Source organism: Bradyrhizobium campsiandrae, assembly GCF_014529705.1.
GTDB lineage: Bacteria > Pseudomonadota > Alphaproteobacteria > Rhizobiales > Xanthobacteraceae > Bradyrhizobium > Bradyrhizobium campsiandrae.
This window is the reverse complement of sequence record NZ_JAANIH010000031.1, coordinates 53620-76926: the sequence shown is the minus strand read 5'-3', so window position 1 is coordinate 76926 and position 23307 is coordinate 53620. Positions and strand designations below refer to the sequence as shown.

26 protein-coding genes are annotated in these 23307 nt (G+C 62.7%); 19 read left to right on the top strand and 7 right to left on the bottom strand.

Going from position 1 to position 23307, the window contains the following annotated elements:
* Positions 1 to 89 precede the first annotated feature (89 nt).
* From G8O24_RS22955 to G8O24_RS22895, 13 genes are all read left to right on the top strand, one after another.
* The gene (locus tag G8O24_RS22955) at positions 90 to 1400 is read left to right on the top strand and encodes an MFS transporter (protein ID WP_188103267.1); all 1311 of its coding nucleotides are present in this window, start codon (positions 90 to 92) and stop codon (positions 1398 to 1400) included.
* 24 nt (positions 1401 to 1424) lie between these two features.
* Positions 1425 to 2777: an FAD-dependent oxidoreductase gene (locus G8O24_RS22950; protein WP_188103265.1), complete on the top strand. Its 1353-nt coding sequence runs from the start codon at positions 1425 to 1427 to the stop codon at positions 2775 to 2777.
* Positions 2764 to 3924: a cytochrome P450 gene (locus G8O24_RS22945; protein ID WP_188103263.1), complete on the top strand. Its 1161-nt coding sequence runs from the start codon at positions 2764 to 2766 to the stop codon at positions 3922 to 3924. Before G8O24_RS22950 ends, G8O24_RS22945 begins: the two co-directional genes overlap by 14 nt.
* Positions 3925 to 3963: 39 nt before the next feature.
* On the top strand, positions 3964 to 4251 hold the full coding sequence (locus tag G8O24_RS22940; protein ID WP_188103262.1) for a hypothetical protein: 288 nt from the start codon (positions 3964 to 3966) through the stop codon (positions 4249 to 4251).
* A gap of 673 nt (positions 4252 to 4924) precedes the next feature.
* Positions 4925 to 5878, top strand: a complete 954-nt coding sequence (locus G8O24_RS22935; RefSeq protein ID WP_188103260.1) for a LysR family transcriptional regulator — start codon at positions 4925 to 4927, stop codon at positions 5876 to 5878.
* Between the two features lie 166 nt (positions 5879 to 6044).
* Entirely contained in the window at positions 6045 to 7454 is a 1410-nt protein-coding gene (gene leuC, locus G8O24_RS22930; protein ID WP_188103258.1) for a 3-isopropylmalate dehydratase large subunit, read from the top strand.
* A complete protein-coding gene (gene leuD / locus G8O24_RS22925) occupies positions 7455 to 8081 on the top strand; it encodes a 3-isopropylmalate dehydratase small subunit (RefSeq protein WP_188103256.1) in 627 nt (208 codons plus the stop codon). It abuts the gene before it with no gap.
* Positions 8082 to 8112: 31 nt separating this feature from the next.
* Complete coding sequence (gene leuB / locus G8O24_RS22920) at positions 8113 to 9252, top strand: 3-isopropylmalate dehydrogenase (protein ID WP_188103254.1); 1140 nt, start codon at positions 8113 to 8115, stop codon at positions 9250 to 9252.
* Positions 9249 to 10301, top strand: a complete 1053-nt coding sequence (locus tag G8O24_RS22915) for an ABC transporter substrate-binding protein (protein ID WP_244645960.1) — start codon at positions 9249 to 9251, stop codon at positions 10299 to 10301. The genes leuB and G8O24_RS22915 overlap by 4 nt, the downstream gene beginning before the upstream one ends.
* Entirely contained in the window at positions 10298 to 11131 is an 834-nt protein-coding gene (locus G8O24_RS22910; RefSeq protein ID WP_188103252.1) for an ABC transporter ATP-binding protein, read from the top strand. Before G8O24_RS22915 ends, G8O24_RS22910 begins: the two co-directional genes overlap by 4 nt.
* Complete coding sequence (locus G8O24_RS22905; protein WP_188103250.1) at positions 11128 to 12003, top strand: ABC transporter permease; 876 nt, start codon at positions 11128 to 11130, stop codon at positions 12001 to 12003. The genes G8O24_RS22910 and G8O24_RS22905 overlap by 4 nt, the downstream gene beginning before the upstream one ends.
* 876 nt (positions 12004 to 12879) lie before the next feature.
* The gene (locus G8O24_RS22900) at positions 12880 to 13479 is read left to right on the top strand and encodes a hypothetical protein (protein WP_244645959.1); all 600 of its coding nucleotides are present in this window, start codon (positions 12880 to 12882) and stop codon (positions 13477 to 13479) included.
* 119 nt (positions 13480 to 13598) lie between these two features.
* Positions 13599 to 13841, top strand: coding sequence for a type II toxin-antitoxin system Phd/YefM family antitoxin (locus G8O24_RS22895; RefSeq protein ID WP_188103249.1), 243 nt, complete (start codon positions 13599 to 13601; stop codon positions 13839 to 13841).
* 181 nt (positions 13842 to 14022) lie between these two features.
* Here G8O24_RS22895 and G8O24_RS22885 read toward each other — a convergent pair whose 3' ends face one another.
* A complete protein-coding gene (locus G8O24_RS22885) occupies positions 14023 to 14586 on the bottom strand; it encodes a TetR/AcrR family transcriptional regulator (protein WP_188103245.1) in 564 nt (187 codons plus the stop codon).
* A 113-nt stretch (positions 14587 to 14699) separates the two neighbouring features.
* On the opposite strand from G8O24_RS22885, the gene G8O24_RS22880 reads away from it, so the two are divergent.
* On the top strand, positions 14700 to 15353 hold the full coding sequence (locus G8O24_RS22880; protein ID WP_188103244.1) for a glutathione S-transferase: 654 nt from the start codon (positions 14700 to 14702) through the stop codon (positions 15351 to 15353).
* 33 nt (positions 15354 to 15386) lie between these two features.
* On the opposite strand, the gene G8O24_RS22875 is transcribed toward G8O24_RS22880, so the two are convergent.
* The gene (locus G8O24_RS22875) at positions 15387 to 15878 is read right to left on the bottom strand and encodes a GFA family protein (RefSeq protein WP_244645958.1); all 492 of its coding nucleotides are present in this window, start codon (positions 15876 to 15878) and stop codon (positions 15387 to 15389) included.
* A gap of 173 nt (positions 15879 to 16051) precedes the next feature.
* Between G8O24_RS22875 and G8O24_RS22870 the strand changes: the two genes are divergently transcribed.
* Positions 16052 to 16930, top strand: a complete 879-nt coding sequence (locus tag G8O24_RS22870; protein ID WP_188103240.1) for an AraC family transcriptional regulator — start codon at positions 16052 to 16054, stop codon at positions 16928 to 16930.
* 41 nt (positions 16931 to 16971) lie between these two features.
* On the opposite strand, the gene G8O24_RS22865 is transcribed toward G8O24_RS22870, so the two are convergent.
* Positions 16972 to 17481, bottom strand: a complete 510-nt coding sequence (locus tag G8O24_RS22865; protein WP_188103238.1) for a peptide deformylase — start codon at positions 17479 to 17481, stop codon at positions 16972 to 16974.
* Positions 17482 to 17559: 78 nt separating this feature from the next.
* Between G8O24_RS22865 and G8O24_RS22860 the strand changes: the two genes are divergently transcribed.
* Entirely contained in the window at positions 17560 to 18144 is a 585-nt protein-coding gene (locus tag G8O24_RS22860; RefSeq protein ID WP_188103236.1) for a TetR/AcrR family transcriptional regulator, read from the top strand.
* Between the two features lie 80 nt (positions 18145 to 18224).
* Positions 18225 to 18803 (top strand): DUF308 domain-containing protein, encoded by a 579-nt coding sequence (locus G8O24_RS22855; protein ID WP_188103235.1) that lies wholly within the window; start codon positions 18225 to 18227, stop codon positions 18801 to 18803.
* An 11-nt stretch (positions 18804 to 18814) separates the two neighbouring features.
* Here the strand turns inward: G8O24_RS22855 and G8O24_RS22850 are convergent, their stop codons facing one another.
* Entirely contained in the window at positions 18815 to 19276 is a 462-nt protein-coding gene (locus tag G8O24_RS22850) for a cupin domain-containing protein (protein WP_188103233.1), read from the bottom strand.
* A 184-nt stretch (positions 19277 to 19460) separates the two neighbouring features.
* Between G8O24_RS22850 and G8O24_RS22845 the strand changes: the two genes are divergently transcribed.
* Positions 19461 to 20687, top strand: coding sequence for an MFS transporter (locus G8O24_RS22845; RefSeq protein WP_188103232.1), 1227 nt, complete (start codon positions 19461 to 19463; stop codon positions 20685 to 20687).
* A 17-nt stretch (positions 20688 to 20704) separates the two neighbouring features.
* Here the strand turns inward: G8O24_RS22845 and G8O24_RS22840 are convergent, their stop codons facing one another.
* The 3 genes from G8O24_RS22840 to G8O24_RS22830 are packed head-to-tail and all read right to left on the bottom strand — an operon-like array spanning position 20705 to position 22275.
* Positions 20705 to 21091 carry an ester cyclase gene (locus tag G8O24_RS22840; RefSeq protein WP_188103231.1) on the bottom strand — a complete coding sequence of 129 codons (387 nt, stop codon included), beginning with the start codon at positions 21089 to 21091 and terminating at the stop codon, positions 20705 to 20707.
* A 58-nt stretch (positions 21092 to 21149) separates the two neighbouring features.
* Positions 21150 to 22022 (bottom strand): helix-turn-helix domain-containing GNAT family N-acetyltransferase, encoded by an 873-nt coding sequence (locus G8O24_RS22835; RefSeq protein WP_188103230.1) that lies wholly within the window; start codon positions 22020 to 22022, stop codon positions 21150 to 21152.
* 40 nt (positions 22023 to 22062) lie between these two features.
* Positions 22063 to 22275: a tautomerase family protein gene (locus G8O24_RS22830; RefSeq protein ID WP_188103229.1), complete on the bottom strand. Its 213-nt coding sequence runs from the start codon at positions 22273 to 22275 to the stop codon at positions 22063 to 22065.
* Positions 22276 to 22402: 127 nt separating this feature from the next.
* On the opposite strand from G8O24_RS22830, the gene G8O24_RS22825 reads away from it, so the two are divergent.
* A complete protein-coding gene (locus G8O24_RS22825) occupies positions 22403 to 23296 on the top strand; it encodes a LysR family transcriptional regulator (RefSeq protein WP_188103228.1) in 894 nt (297 codons plus the stop codon).
* Positions 23297 to 23307 lie beyond the last annotated feature (11 nt).

Genomic DNA, 23307 nt, shown 5'->3' with positions numbered 1-23307 from the left:
TGGCATGACTTACGCATATTCCGGCATTTGCCAACAATCGTCCAGCGCCTACTTTGGTCTCGAAAATCAAAATCGAGCCTGGAGGAAACATGTCGCTATCCGGAGCATCCCCTTTGGGTCCTTCGACCGCATTGACGGTCCGGGTCACAGCTCTCTCCTTTCTATTGATGGTTGCAGATTCCTACGACGTTGCAGCGCTGTCCTTCGCCGTGCCGGACATGATCCGAACCTGGAAGGTCGATAAGCTTGCTGTTGGCGGAGTCTTCAGCGCCGGGCTACTCGGACTATTGGCCGGTTCCATCCTCTTCGGGTACGTGGGGGATCGCTGGGGGCGCAAGACAGCCATCGCGATTGGCTCGGTCCTGTTCGGCGTCGTTACCTATGCGACCGGCTGGGCGACGAGTTTGGATCAGTTGCTGGCCTACCGCTTCGTGGCGTGCATCGGCCTCGGCGGCGCCGTGCCCAACGCCGTGGCATTGACCAACGAGTTCGCCCCCAAGCACCTCAGGGTCACCGCGATCACCATTATCTTCGCGGGCTATGCAATCGGCGGCACGTTCGGCGGTATCGTTTCGGCCCAGTTGGTGCCGGCCCATGGTTGGCCGATCATATTTCATGTCGGTGGCGCGGCTTCGTTGATGCTCACGGTTGCGCTGATTGCGATGCTACCGGAATCGCAGAGTTTCCTTGCCGCGACCGCAGCTCGAACCAACGCCGCTTCATTGGTCGTTGGAGGGGCTGAAACTCAGTCAATCTCGCCGTTCGTGCAGCTTTTCGGGGATGGCCGATCGATCATGACCCCGCTTCTCTGGATCGTCTATGTGGCAAACTCGATCACCTTGTTTGCGCTCGTGAGCTGGCTTCCCGTTCTCATCGAAACGGCCGGGTTGCCGAGGAGCGCTGCCGCTTTAGCTCTGTCGTGCTTCTTTTTGGGAGGCGCAGCCGGCGGCTTGGTCGTGGGCTACATCATCGACCGCTCTGGCTTGCGAGCCTTGGTCGGTTCGGCGCTCATCGCCTGTCCCGTAGTCGCTTCGCTAGGCCTGCTCAACTCGTCCGAAGCGTTGCTGCTCGCGGCGGCGACGGCGGCAGGCTTCTTCACGATCGGGGTTCAGAACTCCCTTCATGGCGTTGCCGGAAGCATCTATCCGACGTCTATTCGCGCCAATGGGCTGGGATGGGCCCTCGGGATCGGAAAAGTAGGTTCGATCATCGGGCCGTTTATCGGAGGGATTCTACTTTCGATATCGCTGCCTGTCGCGCAGCTGTTCTGGGCGGCCGCCTTCCCGATCGGCATCGTGGCCATCGCATCCTTCTTCCTTATGAGGATCTACGATCGGTCCATCCACGTGGAAACATTATCGCCTGAAGGCGATGGTCAGCCCAGCGCCGCTTCGGCCTGATCACCAACGAAATGGAGCGATGAGATGATCGACAAGAGGACACGGATCGTCCGGAAGACCGTCGACACGCAGAAGATCGATGCCGATATTTGCGTGGTCGGGGCAGGGGCCGCCGGTCTCATGGCCGCCCTGACATCCGCCCGCCTGGGAAGACGAACGGTTCTTCTGGAAGCGATGCCGACCCTCGGCGGTCAATTGGTCGGAACGCTTCTTGGCACCATTTGCGGGCTATATTCGAATGGGCCTAAGCCGCGACGCGTGACATTCGGTGCCGTCGACGAGATGCTCCGCTATTTGGACGCGGCGAAGGCGCTTCATTCGCGGCGAGCGCTGAACTCCGTCGTCTTGCAATACGACGAAACCCTCTGCGGTCGTTGGGCCGAGGAAGCCCTGTCGAATTCGACCGTGGAGGTCGTGCTGGGTGCGGTCCTGCGCGAGGTCAAGATGGAAGGGCGGCAAGTCACCGCCCTTCTCGTGACTACCCGGTGGGGAGATCTCGAAGTACGCTGCAAGGGCGTGGTCGATGCCTCAGGCGATGCGACTGTCGCTTGGCATGCGGGTCTGGAGGTGAGGGAACCGACGACGCCGCATTGGGGCACGCAGATGGTCACGATCGAGAATTTCGACCGACGCGCTGTCTTCGAATTCGACGGCTTCCGTGTGGCGCGGCTTCTCAAAGAAAAGCGGAATCAGTATGGGCTTGCGCGCGAGGACGGCTTCATCTTCGCATTTCCGGGCCGCAACATAGCGACGGTGAACCTGACCCACATGCCCAATCCGACGGATCCGATCGGAGCCAGCCGCGCCACTCTGGAAGGTCGTGACCAGGCAGACAAAATTCTGGAATTCCTGCGGACCGAATTTCCCTCTATGAGAGATGCTCGGATACGCGCGTACGGTCTCCCGGGAATCCGCCAGACGCGTTGGTTCGTTTCCGCCCACCAGCTTTCGATCGAGGAGGTGCGCAGCGGTGAAAGGCCGCAAGACGCCGTAGCTCGGTGTTCCTGGCCGGTCGAAGCCCACGAGACCGCCGAGGGCGTGAGCTGGGAAAAGTTCGACGGTGACGACCACATGCACTACGTGCCGCTTCGGAGCATGGTCCACCGCGATGCCGATAATTTGGTCGCGGCCGGCCGGTGCATCGACGGCGATAGCGCGGCGCTCGCGTCCGTTCGAGTGATGGGGCCTTGCTTCGCGATGGGCCAGGCAGCTGCCCACGCCCTTGACATCGGGGGGACGAGAAGCGTGCACGAAATCGACATATCCCAGCTTTCGGCAAGACTGCGGCCCAACCTCGAGGAATTCAGGAAGGATCCTTGGACTGACGATCTTGGGGAGGACGAGATCGCCCGGGAGCGCGAAGATGCTCACGTATGACGCCGACCTCTATGCGGACGACGCGATACTCGAGCCCTACGGGCACTATCGTACGATCCGCGATCTTGGGCCGGCTGTCTTCCTGTCCAAGCACAGACTGTGGTGCTTCGCACGCTACGACGAGGTCCGCGCCGCACTGCGCGACTACACAACGTTTTCGTCCGCACAGGGCGTGGCCGCGAATGACGTCATCAACACGCAGTCTCTGGGCAACACGATCACGACCGATCCGCCCGAACATAACAAGATGCGCAGGGTCATCAAGGCTCCTCTGGCGGCAGCGGCCCTCCAGAGCATTGTGCCCGCGATAGAAGAGGAGGCGGAGCGTCTGGTGGAGCGGCTCGTGCGGCAGAAGAGCTTCGACGGCATCGCCGATTGCGCCCAGCACCTGCCTGTGACCATCGTATCGAAGCTGGTGGGGCTACCCGAAGTCGGACGCGCGAATATGCTCCGCTGGGCGAGCGCGACCTTCGACGCGCTCGGCACTATGAACGATCGGGGCAGGGACGCTCTTCCCCACATCCAGGAACTACATCGCTACTGCACGGACGAAGCGACCCTGAAGGGTCTCGCGCAACACGGCTGGGCCGCTGCGATCTGGAGAGCTGCCGACGAGGGGCATGTCCCGCGGTCGAAATGTCCCGCGATGATGCGCGACTACGTCAGCCCGAGCCTCGATACGACGATCCTGGCGACGGGCAGTCTGCTCTGGCTGTTCGGCCGCTACCCGGACCAATGGGATAAAGTTCGCTCGGATGTGTCTCTGATCCCCGGTGCTATCAACGAAGCGATCCGGCTTGAGTCCCCAATCCGGGGCTTCACAAGGGTAGCGACTCGCGAACTGACCTGTGAAGGCCGGACAATACAGTCAGGCTCCAGGATCTTGCTGCTATACGCCTCCGCCAACCGGGACGAGCGCAAATGGCGGGATCCGGAAACGTTCGATACCGAGCGCGATGCTCGCGATCAACTCGGCTTCGGCTTCGGACCTCATGTTTGTGTCGGAATGCATCTGGCGAAGCTGGAGATAACCGCGTTAGTCAGGGCATTCGCGCGACGCATCGTTCGCTTCGAACTGGGGGAACCCGAGCGGGCCATCAACAACACGCTTAGAGGCTTCGCGCGATTGCCCGTCACCGTGCATTGAGCCATACCCGTACCGCTTGCTTGTCGGTGCGAGAACGGAGTGCATGGTCTCGCCGGCTGGCAATGGCTGTTCGTGGCTGGCGGCCTGCCGTGCGTTGCGCTCGGCCGGGTTGTCCTGTTGCGCTTCGATGACGGCATCGAGCAGGCGAGATGGCTGAGCGACGGCGAACGTCGTCTCATCTCGGTGCAACTCGACCGGCAGAAGAGCGAGATCGCCGAGCATCCGGCGTGGCGCTCGCTGCTGATGCCGGGCGTGCTGTTGCTGGGCTTCATCTACTTCCTGATCCAGGTCGCGTCCTACGGGCGTATTTCTGGGCGCCGTATCTGATCAAGGCCGGGGGTGGTGGCAGCGCGGCGGCGATCGGTTTCCTGACGGCTGTACCCTACATCTGTGGTGCCGTCAGCATGCTTCTAGTTGGGCGTATGTCCGATGCCTCAGGCGAACGTCCGAAGTTCGTGGCCGCTTTGATCCTGGCCGCAGGATTCGGCTTCTTCTGACCGAGGATGCCTGAAGTGGGCGTCCATCATCCCAAAAAGTCTCTGAATGTTTTCGTTCCAGCAGGAAAACGATGGCCGTAGATCGAGAGTCGGATTGCAAGGCTGGCGTCGTCTCCACACGCAACGACTGCAGCCTAGGACAAGAGTACCAGAGAAGGGGGCTGCAGCCGCCGTTTTTGAAATGGCTCCTGCGGCCTGCAACGCGACCGCACGGCACAACTCGAAAGCACAAAAACTTCGTGAGCAAGCTTTTCCGAGGGTCTCGATTTCCAGGAAGAAAAGGCAAAGGTTGCACAACCGCAAATGCCATTTTCGGTTGTATCTTGGCTGTTAACGAGAACGACCGCTGAACACTTTGAGAACGAGGTGTGATAGGGTGTTCCGCTGGATGAACATAGTGTCCAAAGGACACAACGGGATGACGAGCCAGCGGTTTACACGAGCCTACAGGTGACCAATAACGACAGAATGGCGCCAATGATAGCCGATTGAAGGGCGGAGAGATGACGGCTAAGATCGATCTCCTTACGCTGCAGCTGTTTGTTGCGATCGTCGAGGAGCAGAGCATCGCGAAAGCGGCGGAAAAGAAGAACATCGCCGCGTCTGCGGTCAGCCGCCGCATCTCCGACATCGAGGACCTCTTCCAGGTCGAGCTGCTGCATCGCCACTCTAAGGGGATCGAGCCGACGCCGGCCGGGGTTGCCCTGCTCGAGCATGCCCGCATCATCCTTGGCAATCTCGCCAAGCTCGAAAGCGAGCTGACGGGTTACCGGCAGGGCAAGCGGGGGCTGATCCGGATCTGCGCCAACAAGTCCGCGATCCTCGAAGCCCTCGCCGACGAGCTCAGCCAGTTCCTGGAGCGGCATCCGCTGGTGCACATCGATATCGAGGAGGACTTGAGCCCCGCGATCGTGCGAGCGGTGGTGGAGAACCGGGCCGACATCGGCATCTTCGGCGGCAACATCGACGGACAGGATCTGGAGCTGCTGCCCTATCGCAGCGACAACCTGGTCGCACTGGTCACGCGCGATCATCCACTGGCGGGCCGGAGCGGCGTGCGCTTCCGCGAGCTGGTCGACTTCGACTTCGTCAGCCTGGAGAAGGGCAGCTCGATCGAGACGCTGTGTGTCAGGGCCGCCGCGGCTCTCGGGCAGCATCTCAAGGTGCGCATCCGCGTGAGCAGTTTCGATGCGCTGTTTCGCGTTGTGGATGCCAGGATGGGGGTCGGCATCGTTCCGCTGGAGATCGTTCGCGACCGCTACGGCATCGACAGCCTCGCCACCATCCCGCTTGAGGAGCCCTGGGCGCGGCGCGAGCTGGTCATGGGCGTGCGTGACTACAAATCGCTGCCTCCGGTGACGAAGCTGCTGGTTGAGCATTTGCGCTCTCCTGACGATACGCTCCTCGCCACGGGCAGCGTCTCCGACCGGCTGACGGTCATCCGCAGCCGGGGCTGACATCGCCCCGGGCAGACCGCCTGCCATCGCCGGCCGCGATGGCGCGCTGCCCAACCGTCACTGCACATTTCCGCGATGGCTTTTTATCCTGCTTCCCAACAGCGCAGCCGGTCCGCAAGATCGGGGGCAATACGGCACTTCAGATGCCGGACAGGGAGGACGCATCGTGGATACGCACGGCCGCACGCTGCTGGCAAAAATCTGGGACCAGCATGTTATTGCCCATGTCAGCGATGACACCGATCTACTCCATGTCGATCGCCATCTGCTCCATGATCTCGGCGGCTCCCGCGGCCTGCTCGACCTCAAGAGCCGCAACATTCCGGTCCACAATCCCGAGCTGACGTTCGCGACGCCCGATCATGCGATTTCGACGGCCGCGGGCCGCGCCGGCACGATCAAGACCGGGTGGGAGCTGCTGGCCGCGTTGCGCACCGAGACATCGGCCAGCAACATCCAGCTGTTCGACATTGACCAGCCCGGGCAGGGCATCGTCCATGTCATCGGGCCAGAGCTCGGACTCAGCCTGCCGGGCTGCCTGATCGTCTGCGGCGACAGTCACACCTGCACCCATGGCGGGTTAGGAGCGCTCGCATTCGGCATTGGCTCCAGCGAGCTTGCGCATGTCCTGGCGACCCAGACCATCATCCAGCGCCGGCCGAAAACCATGCGCGTGACGTTCGACGGCAAGCTGCCCTACGGCGTGACGGCCAAGGACCTCATCCTCGCCTTGATCGGCCATGTCGGCGCCGCCGGCGGCACCGGTTACGCCGTCGAATATGCCGGCAGCGCGATCAGGGACATGCCGATCGAGGGCCGGCTCACCATCTGCAATCTCTCGGTCGAACTCGGCGCCAAGATGGGGCTGATTGCGCCCGACGAGACGACCTTCGCCTATGTCCGCGGCCGCCCCTACGCGCCGCAAGGGGAGATGTGGGACCGCGCCGTCGCGGCCTGGCGGACGCTGCGGAGCGACAGCGATGCCGTGTTCGATCGCGAGGTGTCGATCGATGTCGGATCGATCATCCCGCAGATCACCTGGGGCACGAGCCCGGAGCATGTCCTCGGCGTCGATGGCCGCGTGCCCGACCCCGCCGACATTGCCGATCCGGCGCGCCGCGGCGCTATCGAGATCGCGCTCGACTATATGGGGTTGAAGCCGGGTGCGCCGATCGCGGGCACGCCGGTGGACTGGGTCTTCATCGGCTCCTGCACCAACAGCCGTCTCAGCGATCTCAGGGCCGCGGCCGAGGTCGCGCGCGGCCGTAAAGTTGCCCTTGGGGTGCGGGCCTGGGTCGTGCCGGGCTCGGAGACCGTCAAGCGCGATGCGGTGGCCGAGGGGCTCGACAGGATATTCATCGAGGCCGGCTTTGAATGGCGCGAGCCGGGATGCTCGATGTGCCTTGCCGCGAACGGCGACACCGTGCCGCCCGGCCAGCGCTCGGTGTCGACGTCGAACCGCAATTTTATCGGCCGACAGGGGCCGCGCGCCCGTACCCATCTGGCGAGCCCGGCCATGGCTGTGGCGGCGGCGGTGGCCGGCGCCATCGCTGATGTCCGAACCATGGAGCGTTAGATGACGCAAGCCTTCACCAAGCTGACCGCAACCGCGGCGCCGATCATGCGCACCAATGTCGACACCGATGTCATCATCAGCATCAACCGCATGATCGGAAACTCCGTTCGCGGCCATCTCGGCAAATGGGCGTTCGGCTCGCTTCGCTATCTGCCTGATGGCTCCGAGAATCCGGAATTTATCCTCAATCGAGATCCTTATCGCGGAGCGCAAATCCTGGTGACAGGGCCGAATTTTGGCTGCGGCTCCTCGCGCGAGGCGGCGGTGTGGGCGCTGCAGGAAATGGGCATCCGTGCCATTATCGGATCCGGCTTCGGCGACATCTTCTTCGCCAATTGCTTCCAGAACGGCGTCCTGCCGGTGGTGCTGGACAAGGCCGTCATCGACGGCCTTGCCGCGGAAATCGAAGCGAGCCAGGGCGCGGGGCGTCTCAGTGTCGATCTGCAGGAGCAGACCGTCACTTCGCCATCGGGCGTGCGGCATGTCTTCGACATCGATCCGCGCCGTCGCGCGGGTCTGCTCGAAGGCCTTGATGAGATTTCGCTGACGCTACGGCGCGACCACGAGATCCGCGCATTCCAGGCATCGGACCGCGCCGCGCGGCCGTGGATTCACTTTGCAGGATAACAGGCAAGATCTTCGGCAGGACACATCAGGCATGAACACGCTCTCGAACATGATCAAGGTCGCCGTGGTTGGTGGTGAAGGCATCGGCCCTGAAGTGACCGACCAGTCGCACCGCATCCTCAAATGGTTTTCGGCCCGGCGTGGCATCCCCGTGGCGCTGCGCGAAGCGCAATACGGCCTCATCCCTTATCTCGCGACCGGCAAGGTATTGCCTGATGACACCGCCGAAGCGATGGAGGAGGCCGATGCGATCCTCTGGGGTGCAACCGGCGGCCCAGAAACCAAGGAGGTTCCTCCCGCAGCGCGCAAGGTGGGAAGCCTGCTGTCGCTGCGCAGCAAGTACGATCTCTATGCGAATCTCCGGCCCATTGTCGCCAATCCGGCGTTGGCGGATTCCGCGTCGCTCAAGGCCTCGGTGCTGAAGGATGTTGACTTCATCATCATCCGCGAGCTCACCAGCGGCATCTATTTCGGCGAGCCGCGCGGCATCGAGACGCTACCGGACGGCCAGCGCCGCGGCTTCAACACCCAGCAATATACTACCAGCCAGATCCGCCGGGTGGCGCGAACCGCGTTCGAGCTGGCGCGGACGCGCAAGGGGCGGGTCTGCTCGGTCGACAAGGCCAATGTGCTGGAAACCAGCGTGCTGTGGCGCGAGGAGGTCACCGCGTTGCATCAGGCGGAATTCTCCGACATCGAGCTGACGCACCTCTATGTCGACAACGCCGCCATGCAGATCGTGCGGGCGCCCTCGCAGTTCGACGTCATGGTGACCTGCAACATCTTCGGCGACATTCTCTCCGATTGCGCGGCTATGGCGTCGGGCTCGCTCGGCATGCTGCCGTCGGTCTCGCTCGGGCCGCCGGACCGGCTCGGCCGTCGCAAGGCGCTCTACGAGCCGGTCCACGGCAGTGCGCCTGACATTGCCGGCAAGGGCATCGCCAATCCACTTGGCTCGATCCTCAGCGTCGCAATGATGTTGCGTCTCACCCTCAATCGGCCTGATGATGCCACGCTGCTGGAGAAGGCCGTGGATACGGCTCTGGCGGGGGGCGCAAGAACGGCCGATATCGCCGAACCCGGCGCAAAAAGACTTTCGACCCAGGAGATGGGCGATGCGGTGCTGAACGCGCTCGACAAGGTCGCCGGCAGGGAGAGGGAGCACGCATGATGAGAACTCAGGTCACCAGACGGTCCGCGCTGACCATCGTCGCCGGCGCCGGTGTCTCCCTGGCGGCGGGGCGGGCACGGGCGGATAGCCCGTCGGGCCGCGTGATCTATCCGGTGGCCATTCCGGTCTATCAGTCCCAGTTCGTCGCCGACCGCGCCGGGTTCTTCAAAGACGCAGGCCTCGACTGCAAGCTGATCCAGGGCGGTAGCGGCGTGAAGACGCGCGAGATCATCGCCTCGTCCCAGGGCGACATCGGTATCGGCGACATCACCCATCCGATGCAGCTCAGCAATCACGGCCGCAGTGCCCGCGTCCTGATGCCGGTCGATACCCGCAGCAATGCTGCGATCTTCATCATCCGCAAGGATCTGATGGATCAGGGAATCACCACGCTGGAGGCCTTCGCGAACTGGAAGCGGCCTGACGGACGCAAGCCGATCGTAGCCGTGTCCTCGCTGGGAGGCACCAACCACGTCTGGGCGTCCTACTACATGGAAACCATGGGACTCGACGACAAGGTGACCTGGATCGGTACCGGCAATGTCGACACCATGATGGGTTCGTTGAAAACGAAGCAGGTCGATGTTCTCATCAACTCGCCATCGATCCTGAAGGATTCGATCGAGCAGGGCTGGGGCGCGCTGTTGTTCGACGGAACGGACGAGGCGGTCTGGACCAAATATATCGGCGGCAAGGTCCCGGTGACCTCTCACTTCACGCTGCAATCGACGATCGACAAGGATCCGCAGAAAATGCAGGCCTTTGCCACAGCGCTGTGGCGGGCAACCCAATGGATCAAGGGGCACTCCCCCGAAGAGATCTATGATGCGATCGAGCCCTACGTCGGCAGCACGTCGCGCGACGCGAATATTTTCGATATCGGAATCATGAAGAAGATCACCGATTACGACGGCATCATCGATGCGGCGAGCTTCGCGCGCGGGCAGAAGGTCTGGTTTCGTGAGATGACCGGCATCAAGCCGCTCGCCATGGCCGATGTCGTCAATACCAGCTTCATCGAAGCGGCACGAAAGGCCTATCCGGCTTGAGCGTGGAGGCCCTACATACGCGCTATGTCGACGCACCGCCCGACCTGCGGCGCATCGACGTCCGCGGATTGTGCAAGACCTTCCAGCTGGCGGGCGCGGCCATCGAGGCCGTGCGCGACGTCTCCTTCAACGTTCGGCGCGGCGAATTCGTTGCCTTGCTGGGTCCGTCCGGCTCGGGCAAGAGTACCGTCCTCAATATGATCGCGACGCTGGTCAAGCCGACCAGCGGCGAGATCCTGATTGATGGAACGCCGGTCGTCCCCGGACAGGCGACGCCCAATGTCGGTTATGTCTTTCAGCGCGACACCCTGTTTCCCTGGCGCACCGTCGCCGACAATATCGGCTATGGCCTCGAGTTGGCTGGTATCCCGGTGGCAGAGCGGAAGGAGCGCGTCCGGGCCTGCCTGACGCAAGCCGGGCTGCAGGATTTCGGCAATGCGTATCCCCCGGCCTTGTCGGGCGGCATGCGTCAGCGCGCAGCCCTGATGCGAACGCTGGTCGTCGAGCCCCAGGTTCTGTTGATGGATGAGCCGTTTGGCGCGCTCGACACCCATACCAAGATCGACATGCACGATGTGCTGCTGCGCATCTGGGAGCGCGAAAAGCAGACCGTGCTGTTCGTGACCCACGATCTCGGCGAGGCCCTGACGCTGGCAGACCGCATCATTCTGTTTTCGGCGCGGCCCGGCCGTATCAAGGAGACTTTCGAGGTGGATTTTGCCCGCCCGCGCAATGCCGTGAAGATCCGGGAAACGCCGCGTTATGCCGAGCTGTTCCAGCTGATTTGGCACTCGCTGGGCGAGGAATTCATCAGGGGGCGCAAGCCATGAGGCGCGCGCGCCGCCCCGGAAGAACGTTCGCCTGGCAGGCGCTGATCTGCGTCTGCCTCCTCTCGATCTGGCAGTGGGGCTACGATCTGCACGGTCGCCTTCCGTGGCTGGTGCCGGATCTGCTCGATCCCTATTTCGTCTCCAAGCCGTCCGACATCTTCGAGCACTTCCTGACCCTGAGCTGTCTCAAGTCCAAGCTCGGCGTTTTCAATGGCTGGTTCAATGGCGAATTCACCCGATGCATGGCGCGATCCGAGAACAATCTCTGGGTCGCGACCGCCATCACCTTGAAAAACACATTCTTCGGCTTCTTGACCGGCGTTGTCAGCGGTTTTGCGGCGGGCCTCGTGCTCGGCCGCTCGGATCACCTGAGCGCGATCTTCCAGCCGTTCATCACGGCGGTCAACTCGATCCCCCGCATCGCGCTGGCGCCGATCATCGTGCTGGCCTTCGGCATCGGTGACACCTCGAAGATCGTCACCTCGTGGATTGTGGTCGTCTTCCTTGTGTTCTTCAACACGTTCGAGGGCGCCCGCTCGATCGACGAGGGTTTTGTCAATGCTGCGCGGCTGCTAGGCGCCAGCGAGTGGCAGATCACCCGCACCGTGGTCATTCCTTCGACCATGGCCTGGGTGTTTGCCTCGTTGACGCCCGCGATCTCCTTCGCCCTGATCGGGGTGATCGTCGGCGAGTTCATCGGCGCGGAGCGGGGGATCGGACGACTGATCATCGAATCCGAGGCGCGCGCGGAGGCCTCCGGCATGATGGTCGCCGTGATCGTGCTGATGCTGGTCGGCGTTGCACTTTCGGCACTGATCTGGCGATTGCAGGCCTATCTGCTGCGCTGGCAGCAGCACAACTTCGCCGAATAGGAGTGTACTCAGAAACGCTCGCCCTCGGTCTGGCCCGCATGCATTACACCAATTGAAGCGATGCGCGGCGTGCCATTTCCCCACCCGCATTTTGCTTCGACCGGGTCGACATGCCGGCCTACGTCCTTGCGACCATGGAGGATTCACATCGTGCCGTGGCGATCCACATAGTACCACCGGGCTGTTCAGCGGCGACGTCCGTTTCGTACTGGGGGCAAGCGGCCATATCGCAGGCGCGATCAATCCGCCGGCGAGAAACAAGAGGGGCTATTGGCTTTCCGACCAGCGGTGCGAAGATCCAGCGGCATGGCTTGCCGGCGCGCAGGAAAAGCAGGGCAGCTGGTGGAACGACTGGATTGCCTAGCTCGCGCCGGGGGCAAAGGACAAAGTGCAAGCGCGCGCCCCGCTCAGTATAATCTCTATGTCCGCGGCGAAGCGGCACCCGGCCGATATGTCAATGAAAGGGCGGGTTGATGCCATTTGCTCCTAGGCACAAAGCAGAACGATATGGCGGATGCCCAGTCGTCGGCAACGCCAGGTTTCGGATCTGTGACGGTATTTGAGGCCTGAGCACCAGTGCACGGAAACTCGGGCCTTTGAACAGCGCGCACAGCGTTCTTCGATCGATTGACTTCGATAGGTAGCGGAATCGCTGGCATCGCGAGCAGCTCAAGATTTCCTGTGAATTCAAGACCAAAAAATTGCGGCGGGTATACCGTCGGCATTTGTCCGTCAGATTCGAAAATTTTTGCTTGCAAATCAACGGCGAGACGTCGTTCGAAATAATCGAGTGGGAGTAGGGGGGCATTAGCGCGGTCTCGTGCACTATCCTAAGAGCAGGTTGCGCCTTCGATCCGCTTATATGAGAGCTTCGCTATGGGGCAAGGCAACAAGGACGAAGGCAACGCTGGCGTGTCGGTCGAATTTGGCGAACCGATCATCAGTGATTTTCAGCGAAAGCGTCGGGCGGAAGGTCGCTTGTGGGCGGAGGGCTATACGCAGTCCGAACTTGATGTTGCACAGGCCAAGTACGGCCTTGTATTTCCGCCGGATCTTGTGGCTCTGCTACGAGATCGTCGGCCTATCCTTGGCTACGATTGGCGTTCGGACGACAAGGAAATTCGCGAGATGCTGAAGTGGCCCTTGGAGGGGCTTCTATTCGATGTTGAAAACAACGCCCTGTGGTGGCCGGAGTGGGGCGATAAGCCTGGAACGGCCGAGGCTCGATCGGAGGTGCTTGAGAAGATCATCGGCAGCGCGCCTAAGTTGATCCCTTTGGTCTCGCATCGTTACTTGCCTGCGGAGCCAAATGAGCCAGGAAACCCTGTTTTCTCGATCTATCAGTCCGACCTGATCTATTACGGTGCTGACTTGGCCGACTATTTTGAGCGCGACTTTGTTGATCCGAGCCGTCCGCTATCGCAACCCGTCAAGCACATCACGTTCTGGTCCGATCTGGTCGAGCGCAATAGCTAATGAGCAGTAGCCCGTAGGATGGGTAGAGCGCAGCGAAACCCATCGCGTCGGAAAAGAATTGATGGGTTTCGCTTTCGCTCTACCCATCCTACGGCTGCTACGACTAAGTGAGGTACGCCGTGCGCAAAGTTCAGCTTCGTGATGCAAAGGCCAATCTCTCCGCGGTCGTCGATGAAGCCATCGAGGGCAAACCCGTCGTGATCACGCGTCACGGCAAAAAGCAGGTTGTTGTCCTAAGTTACGACGAATGGCTGCGATTGTCGAAAGTCCCGAGCATTGTACGCTCGCTGATGGCGTCGCCCTTGCGTGAAGGCGATATTCCGCCTCGCGAGCGACCAAGGTTGCGCAAGATTAAATTCTGATCCCAAGTTGATTGTTGTGAGTTACGCTGACAATGCACAAAAATGCACTACAGTCCGTTCGGCCGGGCGGCCCTTCAGGCCCGGAGAACGTGATGGTGTACGACGTGACCAGCAAGCCGCCCGGGACGATCGAGTGGGAGTAGGGCGTCGCTGCCCCACTGCGGTCTGATGTCAGAACCATCTACACCGGCAGAAGACCCGCAGCGCGATAATTGTCGATCGTCGAATCGTAGAGTGAAATATCGGAGCGGCTCCTGGCGATGAGCTGCGCGCCGGCGATGGCTGCGAAAATGGCGCGGGCGCGCTGTTCGCTCTTTCTCGAACTGACCAGGCTAGCTGCCACCAGCAGCTTGCTCAGCCACGCCACGTTGACATCGGCAAATGCCAGGACTTCCTTCTTGACCGCGCCCGGCAGGTCCTCGACTTCCGCGGACATGAAGCTGCAGAGGCACATGCGATTGTCGTTCTCGAGCGCTTTGCGAAACACTTCGGGATATCGACGCAGGCAGCGGACGGGATCGGCGGTTTCCGCCAGCATCGCCTCGAGCTGGGCGGCGGTGTCCTCCCAGTAACGCCGCGCGACGGCCGCGCCCAGATCGGCCTTGCTTGGAAAATGGTGGTAGATGCTGGCGGCCTTGATCCCGACTTCATCGGCGAGATCGCGGAAGTTCAGGCCGCCATAGCCGTGCGCCTGCGCGGTCCGCTTTGCTGCCGCCAAGATGGCCTCTCGAGCGCTTGAACTCACGTCGTCGCCTCACTGCTTCGTTATCTACCAAGTGACAGGTAGGGCTTGACCAGCCGAATTGGAAGTCTTCATATCGGACCTACCAAGTGACAGGTAGACAAAGAGGAATCACGATGAAGATTTACGATTGGCCAACTGGTCCATATCCGGCCCGCGTCCGTATCGCCCTGGCCGAAAAGAACCTGCAGGCGCACGCGCAGTTCGTATTGGTCGATCTCTACAAGGGCGAGCACAAGAAGCCCGAATTCCTCGCCAAGAACTACTCCGGCACCCTGCCGGTGCTCGAACTCGACGACGGGACCTTCATTGGCGAGTGCACGGCCATTACCGAGTACCTTGATGCGCTCGATGGCGCGCCGACGCTGACCGGCAGGACCCCGCGCGAAAAGGGCGTGATTCACATGATGAGCAAGCGCGCTGAACTGGAGGTGCTCGATGCCATCAGCGTCTATTTCCACCACGCCACGCCGGGTCTTGGGCCCCATGTCGAGATCTATCAGAACCCCGAATGGGGATTCCGCCAGCGTGACAAGGCCCTCAGGGGGATGCACTACTTTGACGGCATTCTAAAGCAACAGCCGTTCATCGCCGGCGAGGCGTTCACGATGGCCGATATCACCCTCATAGGCGGCCTGATCTTCGCGGGACTCCTGAGTGTGCCGGTGCCGGCGGGGTGCGAGGCTCTTCTGGCATGGTATGCAAGGATGCAGGAGCGTCCCAGCGTCAAGAACCGGATAACGATGTCCGAGCCGACCAAGGCAGCTTGATTCAGCTCGTAGCTTGCAGGATCGGTCGAGCGGCTATCGCCCCAGCGCCATGGCGATGCGCGAGGCGATCATCTTGATGATGAAGCTCGGTGGGAAGCTCTTGTAGTTGGGCACGTCGTCCGCAGGGACGGCGCCTTCAGGCCTGGATCTGGTGAAGATCCGGGCCCGAAGGGGCGGAAGTTCGCCGTGACATCGGCTCCTGTAGACCGAGACCCAGTGCGGCCCCCGGTCGAAATTCATGAACAGGGCCGAGTTGCAGCAGGTCGCGGCCACCCGGTTGGTCGGCGACGTCTCCTTGAGCTTGAAGGATCGCAGCAATTCGGCACCGTCAGTGCATTCAAAGCGGTCTTTTCGATACAGGATGTAGCTCGAGCCACCGTCGGGGTCGCGCACAGCGGGTGCATGGGGCAACGCCTCGATCTGAGCCGCGCCATTCTGGCAGTCGTTGCAATAGCAGGTGGCGCTGATGATCGGACTGCCTGACGCCTTGAGTTTGACGCGGCCGCAAACGCATGATGCCGTCATGACGGGAGCAGGGGGCATGGTTTCAGCCTGTAGGATGGGGCTCGCTTCGCGCTCCGATCCTACGCGCTTTCTTTCGAAATTGGTCGTTGAAAATCTCCCGTCCAAAACCGCAAGATCGGTCGAGCACATCAGGCCCGTCCGCGATGAACTGGAGCCGCCACGGAGGAGGGACGATGACGGCGGCACTGCAGAACTATCAGGCCCGGATGCGGCGGGTGCTGGATCATATCGACCGGCATCTCGACGCTGATCTGGATCTGGACAGCTTGAGTGCGGTTGCGGCCTTCTCGAAATTCCATTTCCACCGGCAGTTCACCGCGACCTTCGGGCTGTCGGTGCATCGCTATGTCCAGCTGGCCCGCATGAAGCGGGCTTCGTACCGGCTGGCGTTTGCTGGCGCCCAAAGCGTCACGGAGATTGGGATGGATGCCGGTTACGACGCGCCCGATGCCTTCGCCCGCGCCTTTCGGCAACGGTTCGGCCAATCGCCGTCATCGTTCCAGAAATCTCCCGATTGGGAGCCGTGGCTTGCGGCCTTCGGGCCTCTGGACATCGCGAGGAGCAAGCTCATGAAGACTTTTACACCTGACGACGTGACGATCCACGAGGTGCCCACCACGCGGGTGGCGATCATGGAGCATCGGGGCAGCCCTGCAACGCTGGGCGCCACCATCCAGCGCTTCATCGCCTGGCGCAAGGCAACAGGCCTGCACCCCAGCGCTCATCCGACCTTCACGGTCTGGCGCTCCGAGCGGCGGCCCGAGCAGCCTTCCGATTACAGCATCGACCTCTGCGTCGGCACCGACCAGCCGATCGCCGGATGCGGCGAAGACATCAAGGCCGGCGAGATCCCCGGCGGACGCTGCGCCGTGCTGCGCGTCGTCGGCTACACCGACAATCTCGAGCCCGCCGCGCTGTTTCTTTATCGCGACTGGCTTCCGGCCAGCGGCGAGGAGGCGCGTGACTTCCCGATCTATTGCCAGCGGCTGAGCTTCTTCCCTGATGTGCCGGAGCATGAGACGGTCGCGGACGTGTTCCTGCCGCTGAAGTGATGCACCGCGGACAGGACGGATCACGCTTGCGGTGATTCGCCCTACGAGACCTGTGAGTTCCGCGACATCTTCTCGAACTTCTTCACCAGCCGCTCACGCTTGAGCCGCGACAGCCGTTGGATCCAGAACATCCCGTCGAGCTGGTCGATCTCGTGCTGATGGCAGACGGCGCGCAAGCCGTCGGACTCCTCGGTTTGCGTGGCGCCGTCGAGATCCTGATAACTGATCCGCACGCGCGCGTGGCGCTGCACTTCGTCATTCACGCCCGGCATCGAGACGCTGCCCTCCTTGTGAAGGATCATCTCGGGCGAGGCCCATTCAATCCTGGGATTGATATAGGTCTGCGCTCCCGTCTTGGCGTCGAGCTCCAGCACGACGACGCGCAGGGGCACGCCGATATGCGGCGCCGTGATCCCGATGCCCGGCGCGGCGCGCATGGTGTCCAGCAGATCGATCGCCAGCGCGCGCAAGCCGTCGTCGAAGGTGGTGACGGGACGAGCGGGCAGGGCGAGCCGGAGGTCGGGATAGCGGACGATCGGGCGAATGGTCATTCAAGGCTCCTAGCACTCACGCGGGAGTGAAGCATCCCGTTCTTGACGATCTACCAACTAGAAGGTAGCTATACGGGCATGAGCAACGTTTCCTCCACCGCCGACGACATTCTGGCCTGTGCCCGCAAGCTGATCATCGCGGGTGGCTACAACGGCTTCAGCTACGCCGACGTCGCGGAGGTGGTCGGCATCCGCAAGCCGAGCATCCACCACCATTTCGCCAGCAAGGTCGATCTCGTCCGTATCCTCGTGTCACGCTATCGCGAGGAGGCCGAGGTGGGGTTGGCAGCACTCGAGCGCAACGTCCCCGATCCGCGCGAGCAGCTCGAGAGCTATGTCGCGTATTGGGAGGCGTGCATCAGCGATGCGACGGCGCCTTTCTGCGTTTGCGTGCTGCTGGCTAGCGAGCTTCCGATCCTTCCCGAGGAGGTGGCGCTCGAAGTCCGCTCGCATTTCCGCGCGCTGGCGTCCTGGCTGACATCGGTGCTGGAGCGCGGCAAGCGGAAGGGACAGTTCAAGCTCTCCGGCACGGCGCGGGTCGAGGCGGAAGGATTCATGGCGACCATTCACGGCGCGATGCTGTCGGCGCGCGCCTATGGCGATCCCAAGATGTTTGGCGTCATCACCGCTCCGCTGCTGGAGCGGCTGTCCGCGAAGCACTGAGAGACATCGGCGAGACGGCAACGACGCCCGGCATGCCTCCGTGGGTTAAGGCTACCAACTAGTAGGTAAAGGAGACGACAATGGCTCATCATCAAATGGATCTCGTTCGCGACGATCGCGAACAATGGCTCAAGCAATATTATTTCCTCCGGGCGGCGTTCTCCGTCGCCTGGGTCGTTGCCGCCTTTGCCGTTGCATCGTCATCTCCTGTCATCGCCGGCGTCCTGCTCGTGCTCTATCCGGCATGGGACGCCGCAGCCAATGGCGTGGACGCCTTGCGCAGCGGCGGCCTCTCGCAAAACCGCACGCAGGCGCTCAACGTCCTGGTCAGCCTCGTGACCGCCGTCGCGGTCATCCTTGCCTTGCAAATGAGTATGAATTGGGTGCTTGGTGTGTTCGGCGCCTGGGCGATCCTATCCGGCCTGCTCCAGCTGGGAACCGCGATCCGGCGCTGGCAGAATTTCGGCGCGCAATGGGCCATGGTGCTCAGTGGCGGTCAGTCGGCGCTTGCGGGCGGCTTCTTCATCTTTCAGGCCACGACGCCGGCAGTTCCGTCGATCGCGAATGTCGCCGGATATGCCGGGGTGGGGGCGCTGTATTTCCTGGTCTCGGCCTTATGGCTCACCGTGGCTGATTGGCGTAAGCGCGTCGCGACATGACGCCTTGCGATTTACGTCTCGGGATAGGGCGTGCCGTCCTTGTGCACGAACCGTCCGTCAGCATTTGCGCTCATCATGTCGATGTCGGAGCAGGTGGTGAGGTCGTCTGGCGAGCGTGACCCCACTTCGAGATAGATGGCGACCTTATCCGAGCGGTTGATCATGTGGTGGCCGTTGCCGCTGTTCTTTGGGAAGGCGGCGCAGTCGCCCGCGCGTAGCGCGGTTTCGCCGTGGTCCTCGACGAGGATCACTTCGCCTTCGAGCACGTAGACGAATTCGTCCTCATGCGAATGCCAGTGCCGCTGGCTCGACCAGTTCCCCGGCGGCAGGCGCATCAAGTTGACGCCGAAATCAGACAGGCCGCCGGCATCGCCGAGCCGCTTGCGGATGCGCTCGGTGCAAGGGGCGTCGAAGGGCGCAGGATAGCCGGAGCCCTTGCGGGTCGGGACAGCGGCAATTTCGATTTTTGGCATGAATGATCTTCCTGACATCTGCTGCCGGAAAGTCGGCAGCGCGGACGCGCACGCCCAGCGGTGTCGCGGTGGAACCATTTCCCGGCGGCGGTCGCGGCGGCCCGCGAAATAAATTAGGCTCGGCTGTCTGCTTTCGCCATTCCCATTCGTCTTCCACGTGAGACAGACCTGACGGGAGACAACAATGACTTCTTCCAACTATCGCTGGGTGATCGTCGCCGCCGGCGGCCTGCTCGGTTGCGTCGCCATCGGCGGCATGTTTTCGCTGCCGGTGTTCCTGCAGCCGATCGCCAAGGACACCGGTTGGTCCGTGACCGGCATCTCCAGCGCCATGACCATCGGCTTTCTGGCGATGGCCTTCAGCAGCATGATCTGGGGCACGCTGACGGACAAGTTCGGTCCGCTGCCGGTGGTGCTGACGGGATCGACCGTGCTGGCGCTGAGCCTGTTCGCCGCCAGCCATGCGACCTCGCTGATCGTGTTCCAGTTCGTGTTCGGCCTCCTGACCGGCGCCTCCTGCGCGGCGATCTTCGCGCCGATGATGGCGACCGTCACCGGCTGGTTCGACACCCATCGCGCCCTTGCGGTGTCGCTGGTCTCGGCCGGCATGGGCGTCGCCCCGATGACGATGTCGCCGTTTGCGGCCTGGCTCGTCTCGCACCATGACTGGCGCACCGCGATGCAGATCGTGGCGCTGGTGGTCGGCGCCATCATGATTCCGGTCGCGCTCCTGGTGCGCCGTCCGCCGGCGCTGGCGAATCCGCCGATGGCGGCTGCGGGCGAGGGCGGCGCGCAAGCCGAGATGTCCAGGAGCGAGGCGCTGCGCTCGCCGCAATTCCTGATCCTGCTCGCCACCAATTTCTTCTGCTGCGCCACCCATTCGGGCCCGATCATCCACACCGTCAGCTACGCCGTGACCTGCGGCATTCCGCTGATCTCGGCGGTGACGATCTACAGCGTCGAGGGCCTCGCCGGTCTCGGCGGCCGCATCGCCTTCGGCCTGATGGGCGACCGTCTCGGTGCCAAGCGCGTGCTGGTCTCGGGCCTGCTCGCGCAAGCCTTCGGCGCGCTCGCCTATGTCTTCGCCCACCAGCTCACGACCTTCTATGCGGTCGCCATGGTGTTCGGCTTCATCTATGCCGGCACCATGCCGCTCTACGCGGTGATCATCCGCGAGAACTTTCCGCTGCGCATGATGGGCACCGTGATCGGCGGCACCGCGATGGCCGGCAGTCTCGGGATGGCGACCGGGCCGCTCGCCGGCGGCATGATCTACGATGCGTTCTCCAGCTACGCCTGGCTCTATATCGGCTCCTGGGCGATGGGCCTTGGCGCGTTCCTGATGGCGATGACGTTCCGCCCGTTCCCGAAGCCGCAAAGCGAGCCGGCACCGGCGCCTTTGGCGGCCTGAGTTGGTCGAGGCCAGCCTCAGAGCTGCGCCTCGATCGCCGCCTTGTCGATGATCGACCACACCTGGTAGATCTTTCCGTCACGGATTTCGTAGATCACGTTCTCGCAAAACGACACGCGCTTGCCGTTGACGGCAAGCCCGAGGAAAAGCCCGACAGGTCTGCAGTCGAATTTGAGCCTTGCGGCAATGCGCGGCGGCTCGCAGACCAGCAGTTCGATGTCGAACTGCAGATCCGGAATCTGGCGAAAATCCTGCTCCAGCATGGCGCGATAGCCGGAGAGCCCCAATGGCTTCGCATTGTGGCTGACGTCATCGTGCACGAACTGCCCGAGCATCGTCCAATCCTGCTGGTTCAGGCAGGCAATGTAGCTGCGATAGAGATCGGCGAGTTCGGCTGACGTCATGGCGATGCTCCTGCGGTCCCCGGGGCTTAACGCGGGAGCAAGGGAATTGGCGCGCCGATTAGAGCGATTTTTCGAAGAACAGATCCGGATAGGGATCATCATTGAAGCGCGCGATCTCGCGCCAGCCGGTGGTGCGGTAGAGCTGACCGGCCTCCGGCAGCGCGCTGTTGGTGTCGAGACGCAGCAGCGTGATGCCGATCGTGCGCGCGGTATCCTCAGTCGCGTCCATCAGGCGCCGCCCGAGGCCGAGGCCGCGCGCGGAAGGCGCGACCCAGAGGCGCTTGATCTCGGCATAGCCGTGATCGGTGCCTTTGAGACCGACGCAGCCGATCGGGAGTGTGTCCGACATCGCGACGATGAAGCTGCCTCGCGGCCGGCGCATGTCCTTGGCGTCGGGGTCGCGCGACAGCGAAACGTCAAACCCCTGTTTGAAGCGGCGGCCAAGCTCGGCGTAATACTCGGCGAGGCAATGGCGTGCCTCGTCGCTGCGCGGATCCATCTCGGTCAGAGCGGTACGCTCGCGCGTCAGCGCGGAGGCGATCAGGTCCATCGCCGCCAGCAGCGCCTCGCGTTGCGTGCTGCGGGCAAGAAAGCCCTCGGCTTGCGTGTTCGACAGCGTTTCATAGGCCGCGAACTCGCGCTTGCCCGCGCGCGTCAGGCTGGCGACGCGACGCCGCGCATCGTCCTCATGCGCGTGCGTCTCGATCAGATCTTCGTCCTCGAGGCTGCGCAACAATCGGCTCATCAGCCCGGAATCGAGGCCGAGGTAATCGCGGATCTCGCCGACGTCGGAACGTCCATGCCCGATCGCATTGAGCACCCGCGCCGCCCCGAGCGGCCGGCCGCGCCCGAGGAAGGACGTATCGAGCGCACCGACCGCGGAGGTCACGGCACGGTTGAAGCGGCGAACACGAGAGACGGGATCGAGCATTATCTGACTTTAGTCAGAGATCGATCTGCCGTCAATCGCCTTAGCTCTTGGCGCGATATGCGGTGGGGATCACGAACACTTCATCGGCGCGGCCGTAGCCGCCATCCGGAACCTCCTCGATCAGCACCATCGTGTGCGGCCGCGCCGCTTCGCTGAAATAGTCGACGAACATCGCAGTCACACGATGCACGATCTCCTCTTTCTGTGCGGTCGAGAGCGCGGCCTGTGGCACCTTGATGTTGGCAAAGGGCATGATCGATCTCCATGAATGCGACGACCGGCTCGTCCGGTGTCGGCTGCGCGGGAGATAGCCGAGCGACCGCCGCGGATAATCCACCGGCTCTTGCCATCACCTGTCGGCTATGTTGAACAATCGGGCCATGGACCGTTTCGAGACCATGCGCCTGTTCGTCCGCCTCGTGGAAAGGCGCAGCTTCACCGCGGCGGCGGCCGATCTTGGCCTGCCGCGCTCGACCGCGAGCGAGGTCTTGCGCGGCCTCGAGGCGCATCTTGGCGTGCGCCTGCTCGAGCGCACCACGCGGCATGTCACGGCGACGCTCGACGGCGAGGAATATTATCGCCGCTGCGTCGCGATCCTGGCGGAAGTGGAGGAAGCGGAGAGCGCGATGCGCGACGCCCAGCCGCGCGGGCTGTTGCGGTTCGATGCGCATCCGCTGCTGACGCGCACCTTCATCTTGCCAAAGCTGCCGGAATTTCTAGCGCGCCATCCGCTGATGGAGTTGCAGATCGGGCAGGGCGACCGCCTCGTCGATCTCGTGCGCGAGGGCGTTGACTGTGTCATCCGCGCCGGCCAGCCCGAGGACAGCGGCATGATCCAGCGTCGCCTTGGTATGGTGGCGGAGATCACGGCGGCGAGTCCGGCCTATCTCGCCGCTCACGGCACGCCCGCCTCACCCGATGCGCTCGACGGCCACCAGATGATCGGCTTCATCTCGTCGCGGACCGGCGACGTGCTGCCGCTGGAGTTCTCGGTCAACGGCGCGTTGCGCAACGTCGTGCTGCCGAGCCGCATCAGGGTCAACAATTCCGACACGATGGCGGATCTGGCGCGGCTCGGTTTTGGCCTCGTCCAGGCGCCGCGCTATCGTTTTGCCGATGACCTCGCCAGCGGCGCGTTGGTCGAGGTGCTGCCGGACTATCCGCCGTCGCCGACGCCGCTGTCGGCGCTCTATCCGCAAAACCGCCAGCTCACGCTCCGCCTGCGCGTCTTCCTCGACTGGATCGGGCGCATCTTCGCAGAGGCGAAGGTTTAGCCGGGCTTCGA

Bases quoted from the DNA above. Each gene is read 5' to 3' on its own strand.
- G8O24_RS22955 (WP_188103267.1), top strand. From the start codon at position 90: ATGTCGCTATCCGGAGCATCCCCTTTGGGTCCTTCGACCGCATTGACG.
- G8O24_RS22950 (WP_188103265.1), top strand. From the start codon at position 1,425: ATGATCGACAAGAGGACACGGATCGTCCGGAAGACCGTCGACACGCAG.
- G8O24_RS22945 (WP_188103263.1), top strand. From the start codon at position 2,764: ATGCTCACGTATGACGCCGACCTCTATGCGGACGACGCGATACTCGAG.
- G8O24_RS22935 (WP_188103260.1), top strand. From the start codon at position 4,925: ATGACGGCTAAGATCGATCTCCTTACGCTGCAGCTGTTTGTTGCGATC.
- leuD (WP_188103256.1), top strand. From the start codon at position 7,455: ATGACGCAAGCCTTCACCAAGCTGACCGCAACCGCGGCGCCGATCATG.
- leuB (WP_188103254.1), top strand. From the start codon at position 8,113: ATGAACACGCTCTCGAACATGATCAAGGTCGCCGTGGTTGGTGGTGAA.
- G8O24_RS22915 (WP_244645960.1), top strand. From the start codon at position 9,249: ATGATGAGAACTCAGGTCACCAGACGGTCCGCGCTGACCATCGTCGCC.
- G8O24_RS22905 (WP_188103250.1), top strand. From the start codon at position 11,128: ATGAGGCGCGCGCGCCGCCCCGGAAGAACGTTCGCCTGGCAGGCGCTG.
- G8O24_RS22900 (WP_244645959.1), top strand. From the start codon at position 12,880: ATGGGGCAAGGCAACAAGGACGAAGGCAACGCTGGCGTGTCGGTCGAA.
- G8O24_RS22880 (WP_188103244.1), top strand. From the start codon at position 14,700: ATGAAGATTTACGATTGGCCAACTGGTCCATATCCGGCCCGCGTCCGT.
- G8O24_RS22875 (WP_244645958.1), bottom strand. From the start codon at position 15,878: ATGACGGCATCATGCGTTTGCGGCCGCGTCAAACTCAAGGCGTCAGGC.
- G8O24_RS22870 (WP_188103240.1), top strand. From the start codon at position 16,052: ATGACGGCGGCACTGCAGAACTATCAGGCCCGGATGCGGCGGGTGCTG.
- G8O24_RS22865 (WP_188103238.1), bottom strand. From the start codon at position 17,481: ATGACCATTCGCCCGATCGTCCGCTATCCCGACCTCCGGCTCGCCCTG.
- G8O24_RS22860 (WP_188103236.1), top strand. From the start codon at position 17,560: ATGAGCAACGTTTCCTCCACCGCCGACGACATTCTGGCCTGTGCCCGC.
- G8O24_RS22855 (WP_188103235.1), top strand. From the start codon at position 18,225: ATGGCTCATCATCAAATGGATCTCGTTCGCGACGATCGCGAACAATGG.
- G8O24_RS22850 (WP_188103233.1), bottom strand. From the start codon at position 19,276: ATGCCAAAAATCGAAATTGCCGCTGTCCCGACCCGCAAGGGCTCCGGC.
- G8O24_RS22845 (WP_188103232.1), top strand. From the start codon at position 19,461: ATGACTTCTTCCAACTATCGCTGGGTGATCGTCGCCGCCGGCGGCCTG.
- G8O24_RS22840 (WP_188103231.1), bottom strand. From the start codon at position 21,091: ATGACGTCAGCCGAACTCGCCGATCTCTATCGCAGCTACATTGCCTGC.
- G8O24_RS22835 (WP_188103230.1), bottom strand. From the start codon at position 22,022: ATGCTCGATCCCGTCTCTCGTGTTCGCCGCTTCAACCGTGCCGTGACC.
- G8O24_RS22830 (WP_188103229.1), bottom strand. From the start codon at position 22,275: ATGCCCTTTGCCAACATCAAGGTGCCACAGGCCGCGCTCTCGACCGCA.
- G8O24_RS22825 (WP_188103228.1), top strand. From the start codon at position 22,403: ATGGACCGTTTCGAGACCATGCGCCTGTTCGTCCGCCTCGTGGAAAGG.